At 53.4% G+C, this 17,150-nt stretch carries 19 protein-coding genes; 10 read left to right on the top strand and 9 right to left on the bottom strand.

Features of this window, described 5'->3' with window-relative positions; translation table 11 throughout:
* Nucleotides 1-25 precede the first annotated feature (25 nt).
* From FH039_RS01025 to FH039_RS01015, 3 genes are all read left to right on the top strand, one after another.
* The gene (locus FH039_RS01025; RefSeq protein ID WP_139679868.1) at nt 26-997 is read left to right on the top strand and encodes a TIGR00269 family protein; all 972 of its coding nucleotides are present in this window, start codon (nt 26-28) and stop codon (nt 995-997) included.
* Nucleotides 998-1,071: 74 nt separating this feature from the next.
* Nucleotides 1,072-2,370: an ATP-binding protein gene (locus FH039_RS01020; RefSeq protein ID WP_139679867.1), complete on the top strand. Its 1,299-nt coding sequence runs from the start codon at nt 1,072-1,074 to the stop codon at nt 2,368-2,370.
* Nucleotides 2,333-2,527: a TIGR04140 family protein gene (locus FH039_RS01015; RefSeq protein WP_139679866.1), complete on the top strand. Its 195-nt coding sequence runs from the start codon at nt 2,333-2,335 to the stop codon at nt 2,525-2,527. Before FH039_RS01020 ends, FH039_RS01015 begins: the two co-directional genes overlap by 38 nt.
* A gap of 51 nt (nt 2,528-2,578) precedes the next feature.
* On the opposite strand, the gene FH039_RS01010 is transcribed toward FH039_RS01015, so the two are convergent.
* A complete protein-coding gene (locus tag FH039_RS01010) occupies nt 2,579-3,337 on the bottom strand; it encodes a hypothetical protein (RefSeq protein ID WP_139679865.1) in 759 nt (252 codons plus the stop codon).
* A gap of 139 nt (nt 3,338-3,476) precedes the next feature.
* Between FH039_RS01010 and FH039_RS01005 the strand changes: the two genes are divergently transcribed.
* Both FH039_RS01005 and FH039_RS01000 read left to right on the top strand, forming a co-directional pair.
* Nucleotides 3,477-4,091, top strand: coding sequence for a hypothetical protein (locus FH039_RS01005; protein ID WP_139679864.1), 615 nt, complete (start codon nt 3,477-3,479; stop codon nt 4,089-4,091).
* A 4-nt stretch (nt 4,092-4,095) separates the two neighbouring features.
* The gene (locus FH039_RS01000; protein ID WP_139679863.1) at nt 4,096-4,404 is read left to right on the top strand and encodes a transcriptional regulator; all 309 of its coding nucleotides are present in this window, start codon (nt 4,096-4,098) and stop codon (nt 4,402-4,404) included.
* On the opposite strand, the gene FH039_RS00995 is transcribed toward FH039_RS01000, so the two are convergent.
* From FH039_RS00995 to pcp, 3 genes are read right to left on the bottom strand one after another with little or no spacing between them, the layout of a single operon-like run.
* Nucleotides 4,385-4,999 (bottom strand): hypothetical protein, encoded by a 615-nt coding sequence (locus tag FH039_RS00995; protein WP_139679862.1) that lies wholly within the window; start codon nt 4,997-4,999, stop codon nt 4,385-4,387. The genes FH039_RS01000 and FH039_RS00995 overlap by 20 nt on opposite strands.
* 21 nt (nt 5,000-5,020) lie before the next feature.
* Nucleotides 5,021-7,039: a DUF460 domain-containing protein gene (locus tag FH039_RS00990; protein WP_139679861.1), complete on the bottom strand. Its 2,019-nt coding sequence runs from the start codon at nt 7,037-7,039 to the stop codon at nt 5,021-5,023.
* A gap of 39 nt (nt 7,040-7,078) precedes the next feature.
* Nucleotides 7,079-7,681, bottom strand: coding sequence for a pyroglutamyl-peptidase I (gene pcp / locus FH039_RS00985; protein ID WP_139679860.1), 603 nt, complete (start codon nt 7,679-7,681; stop codon nt 7,079-7,081).
* Between the two features lie 61 nt (nt 7,682-7,742).
* Here pcp and FH039_RS00980 point away from each other — a divergent pair, with 61 nt between their 5' ends.
* Together FH039_RS00980 and FH039_RS00975 are read left to right on the top strand one after the other, a co-directional pair.
* Nucleotides 7,743-8,855: a geranylgeranyl reductase family protein gene (locus tag FH039_RS00980; protein WP_139679859.1), complete on the top strand. Its 1,113-nt coding sequence runs from the start codon at nt 7,743-7,745 to the stop codon at nt 8,853-8,855.
* Nucleotides 8,856-8,864: 9 nt separating this feature from the next.
* Nucleotides 8,865-9,215: an ASCH domain-containing protein gene (locus FH039_RS00975; RefSeq protein ID WP_139679858.1), complete on the top strand. Its 351-nt coding sequence runs from the start codon at nt 8,865-8,867 to the stop codon at nt 9,213-9,215.
* Here the strand turns inward: FH039_RS00975 and FH039_RS12100 are convergent.
* Entirely contained in the window at nt 9,207-9,353 is a 147-nt protein-coding gene (locus tag FH039_RS12100) for a hypothetical protein (RefSeq protein WP_168188354.1), read from the bottom strand. The genes FH039_RS00975 and FH039_RS12100 overlap by 9 nt on opposite strands.
* 72 nt (nt 9,354-9,425) lie before the next feature.
* On the opposite strand from FH039_RS12100, the gene FH039_RS00970 reads away from it, so the two are divergent.
* Nucleotides 9,426-9,656, top strand: a complete 231-nt coding sequence (locus FH039_RS00970) for a DUF433 domain-containing protein (protein ID WP_139679857.1) — start codon at nt 9,426-9,428, stop codon at nt 9,654-9,656.
* Nucleotides 9,640-9,987: a DUF5615 family PIN-like protein gene (locus FH039_RS00965; protein ID WP_139679856.1), complete on the top strand. Its 348-nt coding sequence runs from the start codon at nt 9,640-9,642 to the stop codon at nt 9,985-9,987. The genes FH039_RS00970 and FH039_RS00965 overlap by 17 nt, the downstream gene beginning before the upstream one ends.
* Nucleotide 9,988: 1 nt before the next feature.
* Here FH039_RS00965 and FH039_RS00960 read toward each other — a convergent pair whose 3' ends face one another.
* The 4 genes from FH039_RS00960 to FH039_RS00945 form a co-directional block, all read right to left on the bottom strand.
* Nucleotides 9,989-11,488, bottom strand: coding sequence for a carboxypeptidase M32 (locus FH039_RS00960; RefSeq protein ID WP_139679855.1), 1,500 nt, complete (start codon nt 11,486-11,488; stop codon nt 9,989-9,991).
* Between the two features lie 87 nt (nt 11,489-11,575).
* Nucleotides 11,576-12,604, bottom strand: a complete 1,029-nt coding sequence (locus tag FH039_RS00955) for a CGP-CTERM sorting domain-containing protein (RefSeq protein WP_139679854.1) — start codon at nt 12,602-12,604, stop codon at nt 11,576-11,578.
* Between the two features lie 2 nt (nt 12,605-12,606).
* Nucleotides 12,607-14,481, bottom strand: a complete 1,875-nt coding sequence (locus tag FH039_RS00950; protein ID WP_139679853.1) for a CGP-CTERM sorting domain-containing protein — start codon at nt 14,479-14,481, stop codon at nt 12,607-12,609.
* Nucleotides 14,465-15,499 (bottom strand): DUF4855 domain-containing protein, encoded by a 1,035-nt coding sequence (locus FH039_RS00945; RefSeq protein ID WP_139679852.1) that lies wholly within the window; start codon nt 15,497-15,499, stop codon nt 14,465-14,467. Before FH039_RS00945 ends, FH039_RS00950 begins: the two co-directional genes overlap by 17 nt.
* 237 nt (nt 15,500-15,736) lie before the next feature.
* Here FH039_RS00945 and FH039_RS00940 point away from each other — a divergent pair, with 237 nt between their 5' ends.
* Nucleotides 15,737-17,041: an RNA-guided endonuclease InsQ/TnpB family protein gene (locus FH039_RS00940; RefSeq protein WP_139679851.1), complete on the top strand. Its 1,305-nt coding sequence runs from the start codon at nt 15,737-15,739 to the stop codon at nt 17,039-17,041.
* The last annotated feature ends 109 nt before the right edge of the window (nt 17,042-17,150 follow it).

The following is a 17,150-nucleotide window of genomic DNA, read 5'->3' as shown; positions in this document are numbered from 1 at the left end:
TTTTCAACCCGGAAAGGGTGAAAAGATGAAGTGCTCCAAGTGCAATCGCCCGGCCGTTTACCACGCGCGCTACACCGGGCGGTACTACTGCAGGAAACACTTCAACGAGATGGTGGAGAAGAAGTTCAAGGAGACGGTGAAGAAGTACCGCCTCATAGAGAAGGGTGAGAGGATAGCCGTGGGCGTGAGCGGCGGAAAGGACAGCGTCGTTCTCATGCACCTCCTGGCGAAGCTGCGCGAGAAGTTTCCCTTCGAGCTCGTGGCCGTAACGATTGACGAAGGAATAGCCGGGTACAGGCCTCCCAGTGTCGAGATAGCTAGGAGGAACGCCGAGAAGCTGGGCATAGAGCACAGGGTCTATTCATTCAAGGAGTACATGGGCTTCACCCTGGACGAGACCGTTGAGATTATGGGGAGCTTTGAAAAGGGAGAGAGAGTCGGGGCGTGCTCCTACTGCGGCGTCTGGAGGCGCTGGCTCCTAAACTACGCGGCGAAGGACGTGGGCGCGGACAAACTGGCAGTCGGCCACAACCTCGACGACGAGGTTCAGATGTTCATCATGAACATACTGCGCGGCGATGTGGCACGCCTCGGAAGGACCGGCCCTTACTACGAGGAGATACACCCAGAGCTGGTCCCCAGGATAAAGCCCCTCCGCGAGATTCCCGAGAAGGAGATAGTTCTCTACGCGGTCCTCAACAACATAGAGGTTGATTTCAGCGAGTGCCCCTACGCCGTTGAGGCCTTCAGGGCCGAAATTCGGGATTGGATCAACGAGATGGAGGAGAGGCATCCGGGGACGAAGTATCAGATACTGAGGAGCTACGACAAGCTATTCCCCCTCATAGCGAGGACGTACACCAAAAGGACGAGCGAGCTGAACCGCTGTAAGATATGCGGCCAGCCGACGACGGGAGAGATATGCAAGGCCTGCCAGTTCCGCCTTCAGGTCGAGAGGAAGGCCAGAGAGAAGGGACTCACGTTCCGGGTGGATTAACTGAACGAGTATTTATAAAAGGCTGTTCAGTATACTGAACAATCTTTATAAATGTTGGGTTAGTAAACGTTACCATGAACGAGAACCTCGCGCGAGTCATTGTTGAGTGGCAGGAAAACTGGACGCCGGAACTAATCGAAAGGGACTTCGACTTCTCCTTGATTCCTGAAAGACCAAGAAAGATCATCACCTTCGCCGGATGCAGGAGAACAGGCAAAACATACCTAATGTTCCAGCTGATAAACGGGCTTTCTAAGAAAATACCTCAGGATGAGATTTTTTACATCAACTTCGAGGACGAGAGAATAGAGAAGAGAACCGAAACGCTGACTGAGCTTATCCCCACAATCGAAGAGCTATTTGGGAAGAAGGAGAGGCTTTACCTGTTTCTAGACGAAATCCAGAATATTCCGGGATGGGACTCATGGGTCAGGCGGGTACATGACTCAAGGAAAGACGTGAGGCTCTTCCTGAGTGGTTCCTCTTCAAAGCTATCAAGCAGGGAGATACCCACATCGCTCAGGGGTAGGGCTCTCACATTCGAAGTCTTCCCGCTGAGCTTCCAGGAGTTCCTCCGCTTCAAAAACTTCGACATACCACAAAGAGTCGAATTCAGCGGGAAGAAGAGCCAGCTCCTAAACCTCCTTAGGGAGTATCTTCTCTACGGGGGATTTCCGGAGGTTGTCCTCTCCAACGATAAAAAAATAAAAGGGATGATAGTCAGGGACTACTTCAACACGATTATTGCGTTGGACATTGTCGAAAGGTACCGGGTACGGAACCCAGAGGAGCTGAGGGCGCTTCTCAGGTTGCTTCTCAACTCAGAGTACTTCAGCCTGAGTAAAGCTGAGAGAACCATGAGAAGCCTCGGGTATTCGGTCAGCAAGGCAACTCTGGCCAACTACCTCCGCTACCTGAACGAGTGCTACTTCACCTTTCCCGTGGAAGTATACTCCCCCAAGGTCAGGCTGAGAATCCAGCACCCCAAGAAGATATACTTCGTGGACACGGCTTTCCTCACGTTCCTGAGTGTAAAGTTCAGTGATAACATCGGCAGGCTCATGGAGAACACGGTCTTCATCGAGCTCATGAGGAGGGGTAGGGAGGTTAACTACGCCTCCGGCGAGAACTGGGAGGTGGACTTCGTTCTGCCAGAGGAGGAAACGTTGATTCAGGTGAGCTACGACGTTTCGAGGCCGGAGACACTAGAAAGGGAACTCAAAGCTCTGAAAAAAGCAAAACGACTCTTCGGGTGGGAAAAAGCAAAGTTGATAACGTGGGACATAGAGAAGAAAACAGACGGAATCGAAATAATACCCCTGTGGAGGTTCCTCCTTGATTATCGAGACCGTGATTCCACCGGAGGAGCTTGAGGATATAAAAAGGAAGAGCGGGGCGGAGGTTAGATTAATCCTCCTCGGGAAGACGGAGAGAAACGGTATACCCCTCAGCAGGGTTCTGATAAAGGGGGAGCAAAGGGAGATAGAGCGCTTCATGGAGAAGCTCCGCCTGGCGAGGGCGGGAGGTTAGTTCTGAATCTCGTCATGGGGGGGTACTGTGCGGCCACAGGATTAACGGGTATCATTTAGACTGAATTGGACTGAGTTCAATCTTTCCACCCCAGAGCCTGAAGCTATACTGACTTTTTAGCGGGTTGAACTCGGGGAGGGGCGATTTTCTGATGACCATCCTCTCCTCAAAGGGGGCACTGCTGGAGCTGAACTCAAGGACGTACTGGCTGTAGAGGGAAACCCACGCCACAAGGTCGCTAGAAGCCCTCCCCCTGTTGAGGAGGAAGATATTTATCGGACGCTTCCGGGTTTCGGTTATCCTGGCCCTCTCCTTATCCGCGATAAGACGCTGGAAGACCGACAGGAAATTCTCCTTACCAAACAGGAATGCCAGTCCATCTATGGTGACGTCTATACCCACCGGCCTCCTGTCCCCGATGCGCTCGGTCAGCAGGCGGCGGTAGAGCCTGCTGTACTTCGGTAAAAACGTGCCAGCATCCATCGTCCCATCGGTGTATACAAAATCGTACGGATATTCGATTCCGTAAAAGGAAGAGAACACATCTATAACCGCGACATTACCCGCCGTGCCCTCCGAAGCAATGTCAAAATCGGCGGCCCTGAGCTCCATCTCCAGTGATGATATCGGGAGAACCGAGTCAATTATCACCCCAAAATCTCCCGCACGAATACGATTCCTGAGTATCTCAAAGGCAATGGCCCATCCCTTGGAGTACGTATCGTAAACGATGAGGAGGTTGCTGTCCTCGAGCAGACCGCCCCCCAGGGCCCTGTCGAGAGCAGGAATGCCGGTGCTTAAAAGCTCCATGGTATCACCCAATATGTTTTATTTAATGCTGTATTTAAAACTATTCTTCACTTTCTGTATCAAAGTTGGGGATGTTCTGCGATTCAGAAAAACCTCACGTTATAAATAGCCGGCCGTTCCATCTATAAATGGTGATACCATGGAAGAAGTTAGGGAGTTGAAGACCGTTCTGGAGAGGGTCGAGGGCAAGCTGATAGCGGCGGGAAAGATGTACGGGGCGATGAACTTTGGGGCCTGGCTCTCGGTGATGCTGTTCTACTACGTCATCATAGGTGTGTTCAGACCTTCCTGGCAGTTCAACCTGGTCTACTGGCCGGTAGCTTTTGTGGTGGCAATGGGATTCACCGGAAGGGTGTGGAAGCGCCTTCAAAAGCTGGGAAGGGTTACCGGCAGGGAAGCCGAAGCATCGACCTTCGGCGGGATCTTAATAGCCCTTTCCTGGATTGCGGGAATAATCCTTGGATGGGGCGTTGTTCCAGGGATGCACCTCGGGGTGAACGCCGAAGCGAGCCTGGCCATGGGGTTTCTAAGCTTCATAGCATTCTCGGTGTTCGCCATGTGGCTGGTTTTTGCCAGATACGGGGGAGCCGAGCGTGAAATAATTCCGGCTTTTCTTATCCCCGCCACTGGAATACCCATTGCAATGAGGATGGAAGCCGGGGCGATGGCCTGGGCGGGCTTCATCGTGGGACTGGGGTTCACCCTTACCGTGATGTGGTACCTCCACTCGGCCTTCAGGGCAATAGAGCGGTGATAGCATGGAAGCCCTGCGGGAGCTGAGCAGGAACCATGTCCTGGGCAACCCGATAAGGCTAGGAATAATGCTCTACCTCCTGCCAAGGGGTAAGGCCCTCTTCAGGGACCTCCTGGAGGTGCTCGAGGTAACGCCGGGAAACCTCGACTCACACCTTAAGGCCCTTGAAAAGGCCGGCTACATCGAGCTCTACAAGGTCTTCGCCGACAGACCCAGGACGGCCGTTAGGATAACGGAGAAGGGAGCAAAGGAAACCGGGGAGTACCTGAGGGCCTTAAAAAAGATCCTATCACTCATCCCCGCCGGGGACTGAAAGGATAGCCCTTCTTCGTGACCATCCAGAGGCCGAAGAGGGCGCCCAGCTGTTCCATCAGGACGTCCCTCACCTTGTTCTGCGTCGTTTCCTTCAGTATGCCCTCCGTGAAGTGACTTCCCGCCCACTCGGCTACCTCCCAGCCCACCCCTATTACCAGCAGGAGCGTGAAGGAGTGGATGAGAACCCTCCTCCACGGGGTCTCTGTTAAAAGCCCCCTGAGGATGCTCACGAGGAAGAGCCAGATGACGAGTCCGCCGAGGAAGTGGCTTATCATGTCCACGTCCCGGAAGGCCACGTTGAAGAGGTCAATGCTCGTGAACGGAACGTTTACCAGGGACGCGTGAACGGCGAGAAAAACCGATGTTATGGCGGTGATGCCCTCATTGTAGAAGGGGCTGAGAAGGACTCCGAGGGTTCCACTCTGCCGTTTGTGCTTCCGGGGAAGCCAGAGGACGGCGAGGAGGTAGGCCATCATCCACGAAGTCCTCAGTATGTGGTCAACCCTTCGATAATAGAGGCCGGTGAAAAATCCGATGACGAGCACGGACATTGATACCAGAACTGTCTTTTCTTCCAGGTTTATACTCAACACCCCCGGCGATTTTCAAACTACTTAAGCATTCCGATGTTCCGTTTTTGACTCCTCCTCGGCCTTCCTTTTCAGCTCCTTCTTCCTCTCCAGCCGGTACTCCTCAACCAGGCGGAGCATCCGCTCGACCTCCCTCTCCTCGTCCTCCGCTTTCCACTTCTCCAGGAGCCCATCGATGGCCCTCTCCAGGGTCTCCCGCTCAACCACCGCGAACTCATCGACGCGCTTGACGTCAAGCTCTTCGCCCGTGAAGAATGGCACGTGGGCCTCGCGGAGAACCTCCCTCACCGGCTCCGGAAGGGGCTTCTCGGTGATGAGCGCCTTTATCCCCTTCTCAACCAGCTCCCCTGCTATGGCCCTCCCCGCCCCGGCCGGATTTATCACGAAGAGCACATCACCCCTCCTCAACCCGACCTCACGCTCAATCCTCTCAAGCTCGCGCCAGCTCAGAACCTCCATCACCTTGAGCGGAACCGCGCTACCGCGAAGCTCCACGACGTTCATGCGCTTTACCTGCACCAGGTCCCTGCTCAGGCGCTCTATGACCGCCTTGGCCTCCCTCAGCTGTCTCTCAAGGGTTTCGATGCGCTTCACCTTGGCCTCAAGCTCCCTCTCGCGGAGAACCTTCCGCCTGATTTCCTCGTCGTAATCGACGAGCTTCCTCTCGAGCCTGCCTATGGTCTTCCTCTGCTCACGGATGATCCCCTTAAGCTCCCGGTTTTCCCTCTCCAGGAACTCGATCCTCCTCTCAAGCTCGCGGATTCTCCTGAGGTAGTGCTCAACGTCCGGGCCCTGCCTTCTGGCCTCCCCGGGCTTCTCCTCCTCCCTCGGCCTCTCGCGGAGGGTAACCCTTTGCATGGCTTCCCCGAGGTTGTATCCCTGTATGACAAGGGCCTTTACCTCGTCGGACTTCTTTATCAGACCGGCCTCGCGCAGTTTGGCATCGATGTGTTCCAGCTTCGGCTTCAGCCGGAGGTATGCCTTGTAGGCGGCCGCCAAGGCGTCGCGCTGGTGGTCATCCTCGACGGTTATTCCGAGGTCCCTCAGCAGTTCGTTCTTGTCCTGAACGCGGAGGCTCTCCCTGGGAACGAACAGGTTCGCCTTGAAGGAGCGGGCTATCTTCTCGACGAAGCCAGGGGCGGGGGAGACGTCGGTGGCAACGATGACCGGGTGACCGACCTCGCTGATGAAGCGGAAGACCTCGCCGACCGGCATGTTCCTCTCGCTGTGGAGGGCCACGATGTTCCCGTCGAGGTCTATGGCGGCTATGCCCACCGTTATGCCGGGGTCTATGCCGACTATGATGCTCATCCTCTCCCGTATCGCCTCCTCCCCTTTCAGGGGGGCGAAGCCGAGCTCAGCCCTTTCGACGGGCTGAATCCTCACCTCAACGTCCCCGCCGCGGGTGGGCTTTATAAGGCCGGCCAGCTCCTCCCTGGAAGCGTAGACCCGGAACTCCCCCCTGGCCAGGCCGTAGTCCTTTTCCTCCGTTTCAAGGTCAAAGGGTATGTCCGCCCTTCTGAGCCTGTCCTCTATCTCCCTCACCTTGTCCCGAACGAGGTTGTGAACCCTCTTCCTGTACCTGTCCTGGCTCCAGCCGCCCTTTCCGTGGCTCCTCCCCCGGGTTACCTTGATTATCACCTCGTCCTCGAAGGCGAGAACCTCGTAGCCGACCCCCTTGCTCGCGAGGAGTGCGGAAAGCTTGGCCTCCTCGTAGGGGTCGAACCTATCAAAGGCCCTTATGCCGTGCTCCTTCGCGAGGCTCTGCAAGCTCCTCTGCTCACCCGGACGGCCGGTAACCTGAACCAGCTTCGTCCCGCTCGGAAGGGCGCGGAGAAACTTCCTCAGGTCATCGCCCAGCTCGGTAACGCTGTCCATGGCCACTATGTCGGGCCTCTTGGACTGGATGAAGCGAATAAGACGGTATAGCGTGAACTCCCCCTTCCGCTCAAGCCTGCCGTTGAACCAGCTCACCACCGCGAACCTCTTGGGGTTCTCACTTATCACGTCAATGCCGAGGATTAGAATAGGCCTCACCCTCATGGGCTTTGTAGGGGGTAGGAAAGAGGATTTAAAAAGGTTTCAGACCTCAAGCGAGGTCCTAACGGCGACCTCAAATGCCCGCGTTACGGTTTCCAGGGCCATAGAGGGCCTCGGCTTTTCCAGGGCCTGCTCGTGGATAAAGGGCACGTGGATGAAGCCGGCTCTGGTTTCCATTCCAGCGACGGCTATCGTGTGCAGGGCGGTGAACATAGCCGCGTTGCAGACGTACGTTCCGGCAGTGTTTGAAACCCCGGCCGGTATGTTCTTCCTCCTGAGGGCAGCAACGATGGCCTTTACAGGGAGGGTCGCAAAGTACGCGGCCGGGGCGTCCTCAAAGACCGGCTCGTCCTCGGGAGCAAAGCCCTCGTTGTCCGGCATCTTGCTGTCCATCACGTTTATCGCGACCCTCTCAACGGTTACGTTCGGCCTACCACCGGCCTGGCCGGTTAAGATGACCACGTCCGGCCTTTCCTCCACGATGAGCCTCGGCAGAATCTCCCTGACTCCCCTGAAGGTCACCGGCAGCCGGTGTTTTATCAGCCTCGCCCCGCCTATGTTCTCCGGAAGCCTCTCAACGGCCTCCCACGACGGGTTTATCTCCTCTCCCCCAAAGGGCTCAAAACCCGTTATGAGAACCTTCATTCCAATCACCGGGAAGGTTAGGTTTTTAGGGTTTAAAAACTACTTCGGACGAGGGGTGAGGATGAAGTACGATGTTCTCATCATCGGCGGCGGGCCCTCGGGCAACTACCTCGCGAACCTGCTCGCCAGGGACTTCAGCGTTGCCGTGGTCGAAAAGAAGGGTGCATTTGGAGGCAAAGCCTGCACGGGCATCATCGGGGCGGCTAACTACGAGAGGCTTGGCCTCCCGGAGGAGGCCGTACTGAACGAACTCCGCGGGGCCGTTTTTTACTCACGGATCCAGAGCTTCGAGATAGAGAGGAAAACCCCCCAGGCGTACCTGGTGGACAGGAAAGCCCTGGAGAAGAGCCTCGCTGAGAGGGCCGTCAGGAAGGGCGTGGATTACTACATGGCCACGACTTTCAAGGGGTTCAGGAACGGAAAAGCCGTGCTCCAGCACCTGGGGGAGAGGCTTGAGATTGGGGCGGACTTCTACGTCGGGGCGGACGGCGTTAACAGCGCCGTTGCCAAGGCCATCGGGGCCAAAGCCATGGCCGAGTTCCTGAGCGGCTACGAGGTCGAGGTCGTTGGCGAGTTCAGGCGGGATTTCGTCGAGGTCTGGGTTAACAAGGACATGAACGGGGACTTCTTCATGTGGGTGGCGCCGGTGAACGAGGGGCTAGCTAGAGTCGGAACACTCGGGAGCATCGAGGCCCTCAACCGCTTTCTCAGGGTGAGGATGCTCAAGCCCACTTCAATAGTCGAGTTCAAGGCGGGTTCGGTTGGTTTTGGCTGGAGAAAGCCGTGGGTGAGGGGCAACGTGGCGCTGCTCGGGGACGCGGCGCTGCAGATAAAGCCGACCACCGCGGGGGGAATCGTCTTCGGGATGCTCTGCGCCCGTGCCCTCAGGGAAGCCCTCCTGACCGGGAAGCCCGAGAGCTATGAAAAGCTCTGCGGGGCGATCAAGAACCAGATAAGCTTCGGACTGCGCTTCAGGAAGATATTCAGGGGGATGAGCCAGGAGGATATCGAGAGGGTCTTCGAGGTCCTCGGAAGCGCGGAGGCGAGGGAGGTCATAGAGAGCCAGGCGGACTTCGACGACCACGTGAAGACCGCGAAGGCGATACTCAGGAGGCCGAAACTCCTCGCAAAGCTAATAAGGATAAGCCCGAGCATCGTTCGCTACCTCGTGTGAGGTGAGAGAATGGCAAGGTGGAAGATGGGCCTCCAAGAGGAGTACCTCAAGGCGATAGCCGAGGGGAGGAAGAGGATTGAAGGCCGCTTATACGACGAGAAGAGGCAGGGGATAAAACCGGGGGACGAGATAGTCTTCGAGAACAAGCTGGTATGCGTCGTGAAGGACGTGAGGGTCTACTCGTCGTTCATGGAGATGCTGGAGAAGGAGGGCCTTGAGAACGTTCTCCCCGGAGTTGAGAGCATCGAGGAGGGCGTTAAGGTCTACAGGCGCTTCTACTCTGAGGAGAAGGAGAGGAAGTACGGGGTGGCGGCGATAGAGGTCGAGCCGGTGGCGTGGGTTGGGGAACCGTTAGGGTGAGTTCCTGAGCCGGTGCTCCCACTCCTCAAAGCTCCTCTCAACATCTTCAAGAGCCTCCAGGGTGGCTTTATACTCCTCCTCGCTCAGGATTCCAAAGATTTTCTCAAGCACCCAGCGGTTCTCCTCCAAGCCTGTCACCAGCGAAAACTTGGGGTTGAGGTTTAAGGGAGTTGCGGAAACCGTTTTAAGCTCCACCCCCAAGATAGGAATATGATGATTGACGAAAGAATAGAGATAGATCCCAAGAAGATGGGCGGAAAGCCCGTGATAAAGGGGACAAGGATTCCGGTTTACCTCATACTGGAGCTCCTCGCCAACGGTTGGAGCTTTGAGGAGATACTTGAGAGCTACCCTCAGCTGACAAAAGAGGACATACTCGCGGCTATAAGGTACGCCAGTATGATATTAAAGGAGGAGCAGTACGTTGAAGTTTCTGGCTGACGAGAACATACCCTATCCTGTTGTCAAACGCTTAAGAGCAGAGAGTTTTGACATAACATCCATCTACGAAGTCAAGAGAGGCATAACTGACGAGGAAGTTGCCCAGATTGCCAACAGGGAGGACAGAATCCTTATAACGTTCGACAAAGATTTTGGAATGATTATTTTTGTTGAGAGCATCACAATTCCCGGACTTATCCTTCTGAGGTTTCCACCGAAGAGCATTGAGTACATTTACTCAAAACTCCGTGCAGTCTTAGGGCTGGATATTGACTTCAAAGGAAAAATCGTGAGCGTTCATGAAGATAAAATAAGAGTGGCAAAGCTCTGAATCACAGATACCTCTCCTTCACCCACCTGATGAAGTAGTCCGGGTTCAGCTCCTCGCCGATGGCCTTCCTGAGGAGCTCCTTCGGCGGGTAGATGCTTCCGTGCCTGTGGATCCTCTCGCGGAGCCAGGCCTTTATCGGGTCGAACTCGGCCTTTGCAACCTTCTCCTCGAAGTCCGGGATGTCCTTCTTCATATGGTAGTAGAGCTGGGCTGAGAGGAGCGTTCCTATGCTGTAGGTCGGGAAGTAGCCGACCGTTCCGTGGGCCCAGTGGATGTCCTGGAGGATTCCCTCACGGTAGGTCTTCGGCATTATGCCGAGGAGGTTCTCCATCTCGTCGTTCCAGAGCTCGGGGAGGTCTCTGGCTTTAACACCCTCGTTGAGCATCATTCTTTCTAGCTTGAAGCGGAGCAGGATGTGGAAGTTGTAGGTCACCACATCGGCCTCGGTCCTTATGAAGTCGGGCCTGACCATGTTGAAGTATAGGTAAACGTCCTCGGGCGTGTAGTTGGCCATGAAGGGCAGGTTCTCCCTGAGGGTCGGGTATATCAGCTCGGCGAACTCCCTGGAGCGGCCGATGATGTTCTCCCAGAACCTGCTCTGGCTCTCGTGGATTCCGAGGCTCACTCCACCGACTATCGGGCTGAACATGAACCTCTCGTCCTGCTGGAGTTCGTAGAGGGCATGGCCGAACTCGTGGACGGTGCTGAGGACGGTCATTCTGAAGTCGTAGCCCTCGTAGCGGGTGGTTATCCTAACGTCCCTTATCCCAAACTCGGTCGTGAAGGGGTGAGCTGAAACGTCAAGCCTTGAGCGGACACCGAGCGGGAAGCCGAACTTCTCGAGGATCCAGCGGTTCACGCGCTCCATCTGGGCCTGCTCATAGCTCTCCTTCTCGAGCGGGTGGCTCTGGGGAACCCTACCCTCTTCCATGATCTTCTCAAGGAGCGGCTTGAGCTCCTTCTCCAGCTTGTCGAACATCCTCTCGACGTCCCTGGTGGTCAGGCCTTCCTCGAAGAGGTCGAGCAAAGCGTCGTAGGGCTCGTCCTCGTAGCCGAGGTATTCAGCGGCGCGCTTCGCCAGGTCGATTATCCTGTCGAGCCAGGGCTCGAACTTGGAGTAGTCGTCGCTCTTCTTTGCCTCCTCCCAGGCCTTGGTGGCCTGGCTCGTGACCTCGCTCATCTCCCTGAGGAACTCCGGCGGGAAGGCCCTGCTTATCCTTATTGAGCGGTCGAGGACGCGAACGACGCCGCGCTCGTACTCGTTGAGGTTCTCGATTCCCTTCGCTTTCTCAACCAGCTCGACGAAGTCCGGCTTGAGGAGGAACTCCTGAGAAAGCACGGAAAGCTCGCCCTGGGCCACCGAGCGCTCGAGGATTCCCTCCCCGGGCATGTTGACCTCCATGTCCCAGCCAAGGACGCTCTGGGCGTGGTTTATCGCCCATATCCTGCGGTACTTGCCGAGAATCTCCTTTACCGTCTCGTTCTGGAAGACGCTCTCCATGGCAACCACCCCACATCACTTTGAAGAATTTTCGGGAGCAGTTCTTTTAATCTTTTCGATGCCCATCTAAACGAGGGCTGGAATGATTCACTCCACCCGTCTTTTTAACCTCCCCATGAGCACCGGGATCACGGCAAGCAAGGTTACAAGCCCCGGCCCGCAGATTTTGCTGTTTTCTTTTGTGCTGGTGGGATGAGAGGGAGTGGTTTTGATTGGTGGGGTGTGAGGAGTGTCCGTTGAATTCGCCGTGACGTTCTCACCCGTCTTGCCAGTGTTCGCGCTCGCCTTCTCGCAGACCGTCACGTTGGCTATCTTAACACTGTCCGGGAACCAGTAGCCTGGAACGGGGGTGTTCGGCGGGACGAAGTCGTCCCTTGTAACGTTCATGTTAAGGTAAACGAGGGTGATGTTCTTCACGTGGCCCTCCTTTTTGAGGAGGAAGTAAATCGGAAAAACGCTCGAATTGACGACTTCAGTGGGGCCAGGAGACCACCTCAGCGCGTTCTCGCTCATCGTGACCCACACGTCGCTCACGTTCGCGTAGTCCCATTTTTTGAAGCTCGGGGACTGAAGCTCAATCCGCCAGCCGTTTATCTCGTCGCTGATTTTTCCCTTTGGGAGCTTAAGCCAGCTAACATTGACCGGCTCAATGCATAAGTTTTTTGGATTGAAGAGGTAGATGCCATGGACATGCGTCATCGGAGGGTAGAACGTGAGGTCCAGGTACCAGCTCCCGTTTATGAAGCGCGCACCATTAAGAGACTGGCCGAGAGTGTAGTGGTAAAGGGCCCTGGACTGGTCAAGGAGAGTGCTATAGTTTGGGTAAAGGGCTCTGAACGCGGGGGTGAAGTTAAGTAAGTAGAGCTGGGAGCCATTGAAGTAGAAGAGATGTTCCTCTCCCCCAAGAACCTCCCCGGTGGTTGCGTTGGCGCAGTTGATTCCCGAGAGGGGAGGACAGTATGGCTCGTAGGTGAGAACCTGAAGGGGAATTAGTGCGTCGCTTCCGTTGGACATCACAGCATACTTAACCTCGTAAACCTCTTGGGCCGAGGTTAAGGGGAAGAACAGGAGGAGCGCCAGCACGAGGAAGGAAAGATAACTCATCAGTCTGGACATTGTTACCCCCTCTTACGTGTTCTTTCTGCGAGAAGACCAACGACCGCAAGCAAAACCATAAACCCCGGTCCACAGATGCTTTTTTCTTTTGTGCCTGTTGAAGTTGGAGTAGTAGTTCTCCCAACTGTCCGGGTTGAGGTGTTCGTGCGCTCCGCTTGCGTTTGTGTTCCAGCACTGCAGACTCCAAAAGTCACGCTCGAATTGAAATACTGGTTGGGCAGAACCCTAAAGCCAGGCAGATTCCTCATCCAATCCCCTTGGGGACCCATAAGCCGGAGCAAATCAAAAGCCGGCCTCAAGGTCCCATTCACGTAATACAGCGCGTAAACACCGGAAGAATTATCCACCGGTAAAAGAAAATCCCCCGGACCCCACACCACTCCAAAACTAGAACCCCCTGCATAATAATAATTCCCGTAATAAAACCACACGGCAGGGAGTATCAGGTAGCCATTTCCGTCCTTTGCCGCGATGAGTTGCCACTCCCACACCCTTGGAGGATAATACTCCTCCAATTCTCGGAGCGGAATTCTAAGGGTCGTCCCGTTAAAGCGGAAGACCATATAGCTACCCTCAACAACTCCCCTCGCCACGGAACCGTTGGAGGCATGGAAACCCTTAGGGGACTCTGAAACCAGCCGCCAGCAGGTTCCGTTGAGCACGTAAACACCCTTATTGTACGACGACTCCCAGAGGAGTTCGTAATGTCCCTTCCAGACGCCAAACTTGTACTCGCAATGCCAGCACCAGGGTTTGCTGGTGTTCCTCCAGGTGGGCGAGAGGTTGAAGAACTTAGGAACACCGTTCACGACGAGGTAGGAGTAATGATAGGGTATCCACCCGGGTTCCTTCATCGTGACAACGAGAACCGCGGAACTACCGTTCGAAACCACGGAATAAAAAAGCGAGACATAGCGCGGATACCTATCATCATCGAAAAACTCAGAGAAAATCTCGTGAGCGGGAGTTGGGGTTATCCAAGTTTGGGAAATCGTTGCGATGATTGGATTTGGCAGGTTTCTGAGGGGGTCGCCCTGGGGCGTGATTAATCCCAAAACGTCCACTATCGGCTTTAACGTTTCGTTGTTCAAATAGAGAAGGATTGGAATTGACTGGTTGACTTTTAACTCAACGCCCTCTGAAAAATTAACACCCACGTAGACCCTTCCATTAGTCTCCCAATAACTCAAACGCAGAGGGTAAATGATAAAGCATTTTCTGTGATAAGTTATAAAGGAGGCATTGGTAGCGTTCCAGATGTCAACCACGTCAAAATACAATATCCCTCCGAGGTCATTCAGAAAATGCCTGGGGTAGTATTTTAAAAGCTCCTCCACCGGAACCTTGAAAGTCGTGTTAAAACCCCTGAACACAACGTATTCCCCTTCCACGCGTCCAATCAACTGAAAATTGGACGGTTTGTACTTGACGACTACTGGTACTCCCATATTGAGGAAGTAATCGTAAGTGGTGTTGTTCTCGGCCCACCAGTGCAGAACCGGGTCGTTGTGGTAGGCAAACACGTCGAACCGGTTCGTCGGCCAGGGCAGGGTTACGTTCCCAAGCTTGTGGGTGACTCCCGGCAGGTTCGTGATGTTCACGTATCGGAGGGTCCAGTTGGTGATGTTATAATACGAGGAGTACGCGAGGTAGAGGAGGCGGTATTCACCGGGGTATGAACCGTTTGCTCTCCAGTGGGGCTTCACAGTGATGATGAAGTATGGTGAAATTCCAGTGCTTGGGGGTCTAACGCCTTTAATTGTGATTTGATACGCCTGGAACGTTTGTGTGCTGGAAGCAGTGGCTCCATGAAAAGAGATAGGAGGGATTAGAAGTAAGAGGATAAGAAAAAGGCGAAGACTAAACATACGGCTCATTGAATTCCCTCCTGCAGTATCCCTGAAGGATGTCTATCACTTTGAAATCTATGCTGAAGTAGTATGCTAAGTCCTGGGGGTTCCAGCCAACGTCTTGAAGTGCTCTAACGTAATCCAGAGCATAATTGATTGCTTTTTGGGGATGGTTATCTCTGCAGTGTTCATAACAAGTGTGAATATTAGAATCACAGTTCATGCCTTCTGGGCAGTCTCTTGGGCAGGTACAATGAATTTCCAGTACTGTCCTGTCGGCTTCCATTTCTATTGAGACCCTTGTCGTGGAGTTGGGGTTTTGCTCCTTGATTTTCAAGGGGAGTTCTTCGTGAATCCAGCGGATTTTCTCGACGAGTTTCTCGTAAGTGTAGGGTAAACCATGGTTTCCTTCTTCATCTAGCTTTGAGTACTGGTAGTAATTAGGCTGGACAAAAACGTAGTCAAAGTAGCTACCAATCTTGAGAATTCCATCATATTTTGGGTCATTTAAATAAGACACGCCTCTGCCACCCGTTGCTGGAATCCAAATCAGTTCCTGCTCGTGGTCGTGAACGTAGTTGGACATCTTTTGAATGAATTCAACAGACACACCGGTGCTATCATTGGGAGTAGTTTGAAGGCAACTCTCGTAACTCCAGTAGAAGCCGAGCCTGTTGCTGTCAACAACACTAAGGACACCGTCAATCCAGTCCTTCCAGTAAGAATTATTGAATCCCTCGGACGGGTTATCCCTCGGTTTTTTACTCCCATACTTGTAGAACGGAATCGGCACGTAGTAATCCATGCTGCCGATCCTTGATGAGAGCCACAAAGCCATGCGAAGCCCATCATCATAACCGTTTCCAGTATAGTTGATTCCCTTTCCTTCTCCACTGAGGAAGACTACCCTATCAAAACCCCTGTTCTTAAACCACTGGACGGCTTCATCGTAAGAAGTTGGCCGTTTTCCTCCAAGGGTCATCCTCGAGGCGTAAGTTCTGAGATTCCCGTCCCACCTAACCCACCACAGACCAAACTTCGACATAAGGAATCACCAACTACTAATAGTTAAACGGCCATATAAAAACCTTTTGGTTAAACAAAACCATTAAAAACATCCCAAAAGTTCCAAAATAGGTTGAAATTATGAGGGTGGTAATCCATCACATTTTTTCTTTCTCAAGCCTCGCCGTTCACGGCGGGGATGCAGTAAACAACCCAACAGCCATTAAGCAGGAAAAGCAATCTTTTTTAAAGCCCAAAAACCATACCATACTTTGAAATGAAGAGAACAGTAACGCTCAAACTCCAACCATCAAAAGAGCAGGCAAAAATCCTTTCTGAGTTAGCCGACATTGGAGCCAAAGTCTGGAATAGAGTGAACTTCCTAAGAAGACAACAATTCTTCCAGGACAGAATCGTGGACTTCAATAAAACCGAGAAAACCGTTTATGAAGAGTTTAAACAGGAAATCGGCTCAGCAACCGTCCAGCAAATAGCGAGGAAGAATGCTGAAGCATGGCGGAGTTTCTTTTCGCTCCTTCGGAAAAAGCGGAATGGAGAACTCTCTAACTGGCTCAAACCAAAACCACCGAACTACCTGAAAGAAGACGGGAAGAGAAAGCCCTTAATCGTTTTGAGAAACGACCAGTACAAGAGTGAAGGAAACAAGTTAATCCTCAAAGGCCTTGGAAAGTTCAAACGCTTGGAAATTCAATTCAAGGGCAGAATACACTTGAAGAGCAAGCAAGGGCGGTTAGAGATAACTTATGACAACGTTAAGAAAAGGTGGTATGCTCACGTCAGCCTCACAGTCGAGGAAAAACTTGAGGGTGGGGAGTGGATTGAACTTCCAAGAACTCCAAAAGGGAATCTCTCAGCGGGAATTGATTTGGGGATTAACAACTTGATGGCAGTTTATGTGGAGAATGGAGAAAGCTTTCTCGTGAACGGAAAGCCTCTCAAAAGCATCGACTTCTACTGGAGAAGAAAAATTGCTGATTATCAGTCAAAACTCAACAGGAGTGGGGCGAAAACGAGCAGAAAACTTAAAAGAATGCACGAGAGGGCTAAACTTCAGGCAAAACACTACATTAACACGGCAGTAAGGCAAATGGTTAGAAGGCTTTACGATTTGGGAGTTAGTAGAATCATCGTTGGTTATCCTAAAGGTATTGCAAGGAGCTCTGATAAGGGTAAAAAGCAGAATTTCCTCCTCTCTCACGTCTGGCGGTTCAATACGGTTATCAAACGCTTAACCGAGGTTGCGGAAGAGTATGGTATTCAGGTTTTGGTCGTGAATGAGGCTTTCACTTCTAAGCTTTGCCCCGTTTGCGGGAAGCCCCATGAAGGGGCCCGTTTCGTTCGTGGTCTTTATTTGTGTCCCGCAACGGGGCTTATCTTCAACGCTGACTTGGTTGGTGCCTTTAACATTTTGAAGAAGGTGGTGGAAACCATAACCCCTAATCTGAGCGGTCTTTACGCTCAGAGGAGGGGTAATTGGCCCAAGACCGGGCCGGAGGGGTCGAAGACCCGCTTTATTTTGGGTCTAAATGAGACCCCTCAAACCTCTCCGCTAATTGGGTAGGGGGTTCCTCGCTGGAACCCTCACCCTTCAGGGCGAGGGGGAGGTCAGCACCTCACATACCCACCGCTTGGCTTAAAACCAGGGGCAACATAAATGGGTCAACTTCAAT

Origin of the sequence: Thermococcus indicus (assembly GCF_006274605.1) — an archaeon.
Taxonomy (GTDB): Archaea; Methanobacteriota_B; Thermococci; order Thermococcales; family Thermococcaceae; genus Thermococcus; species Thermococcus indicus.
Note: the sequence above shows the minus strand (reverse complement) of the source record. Positions and strands in the feature narration are given on the sequence as shown.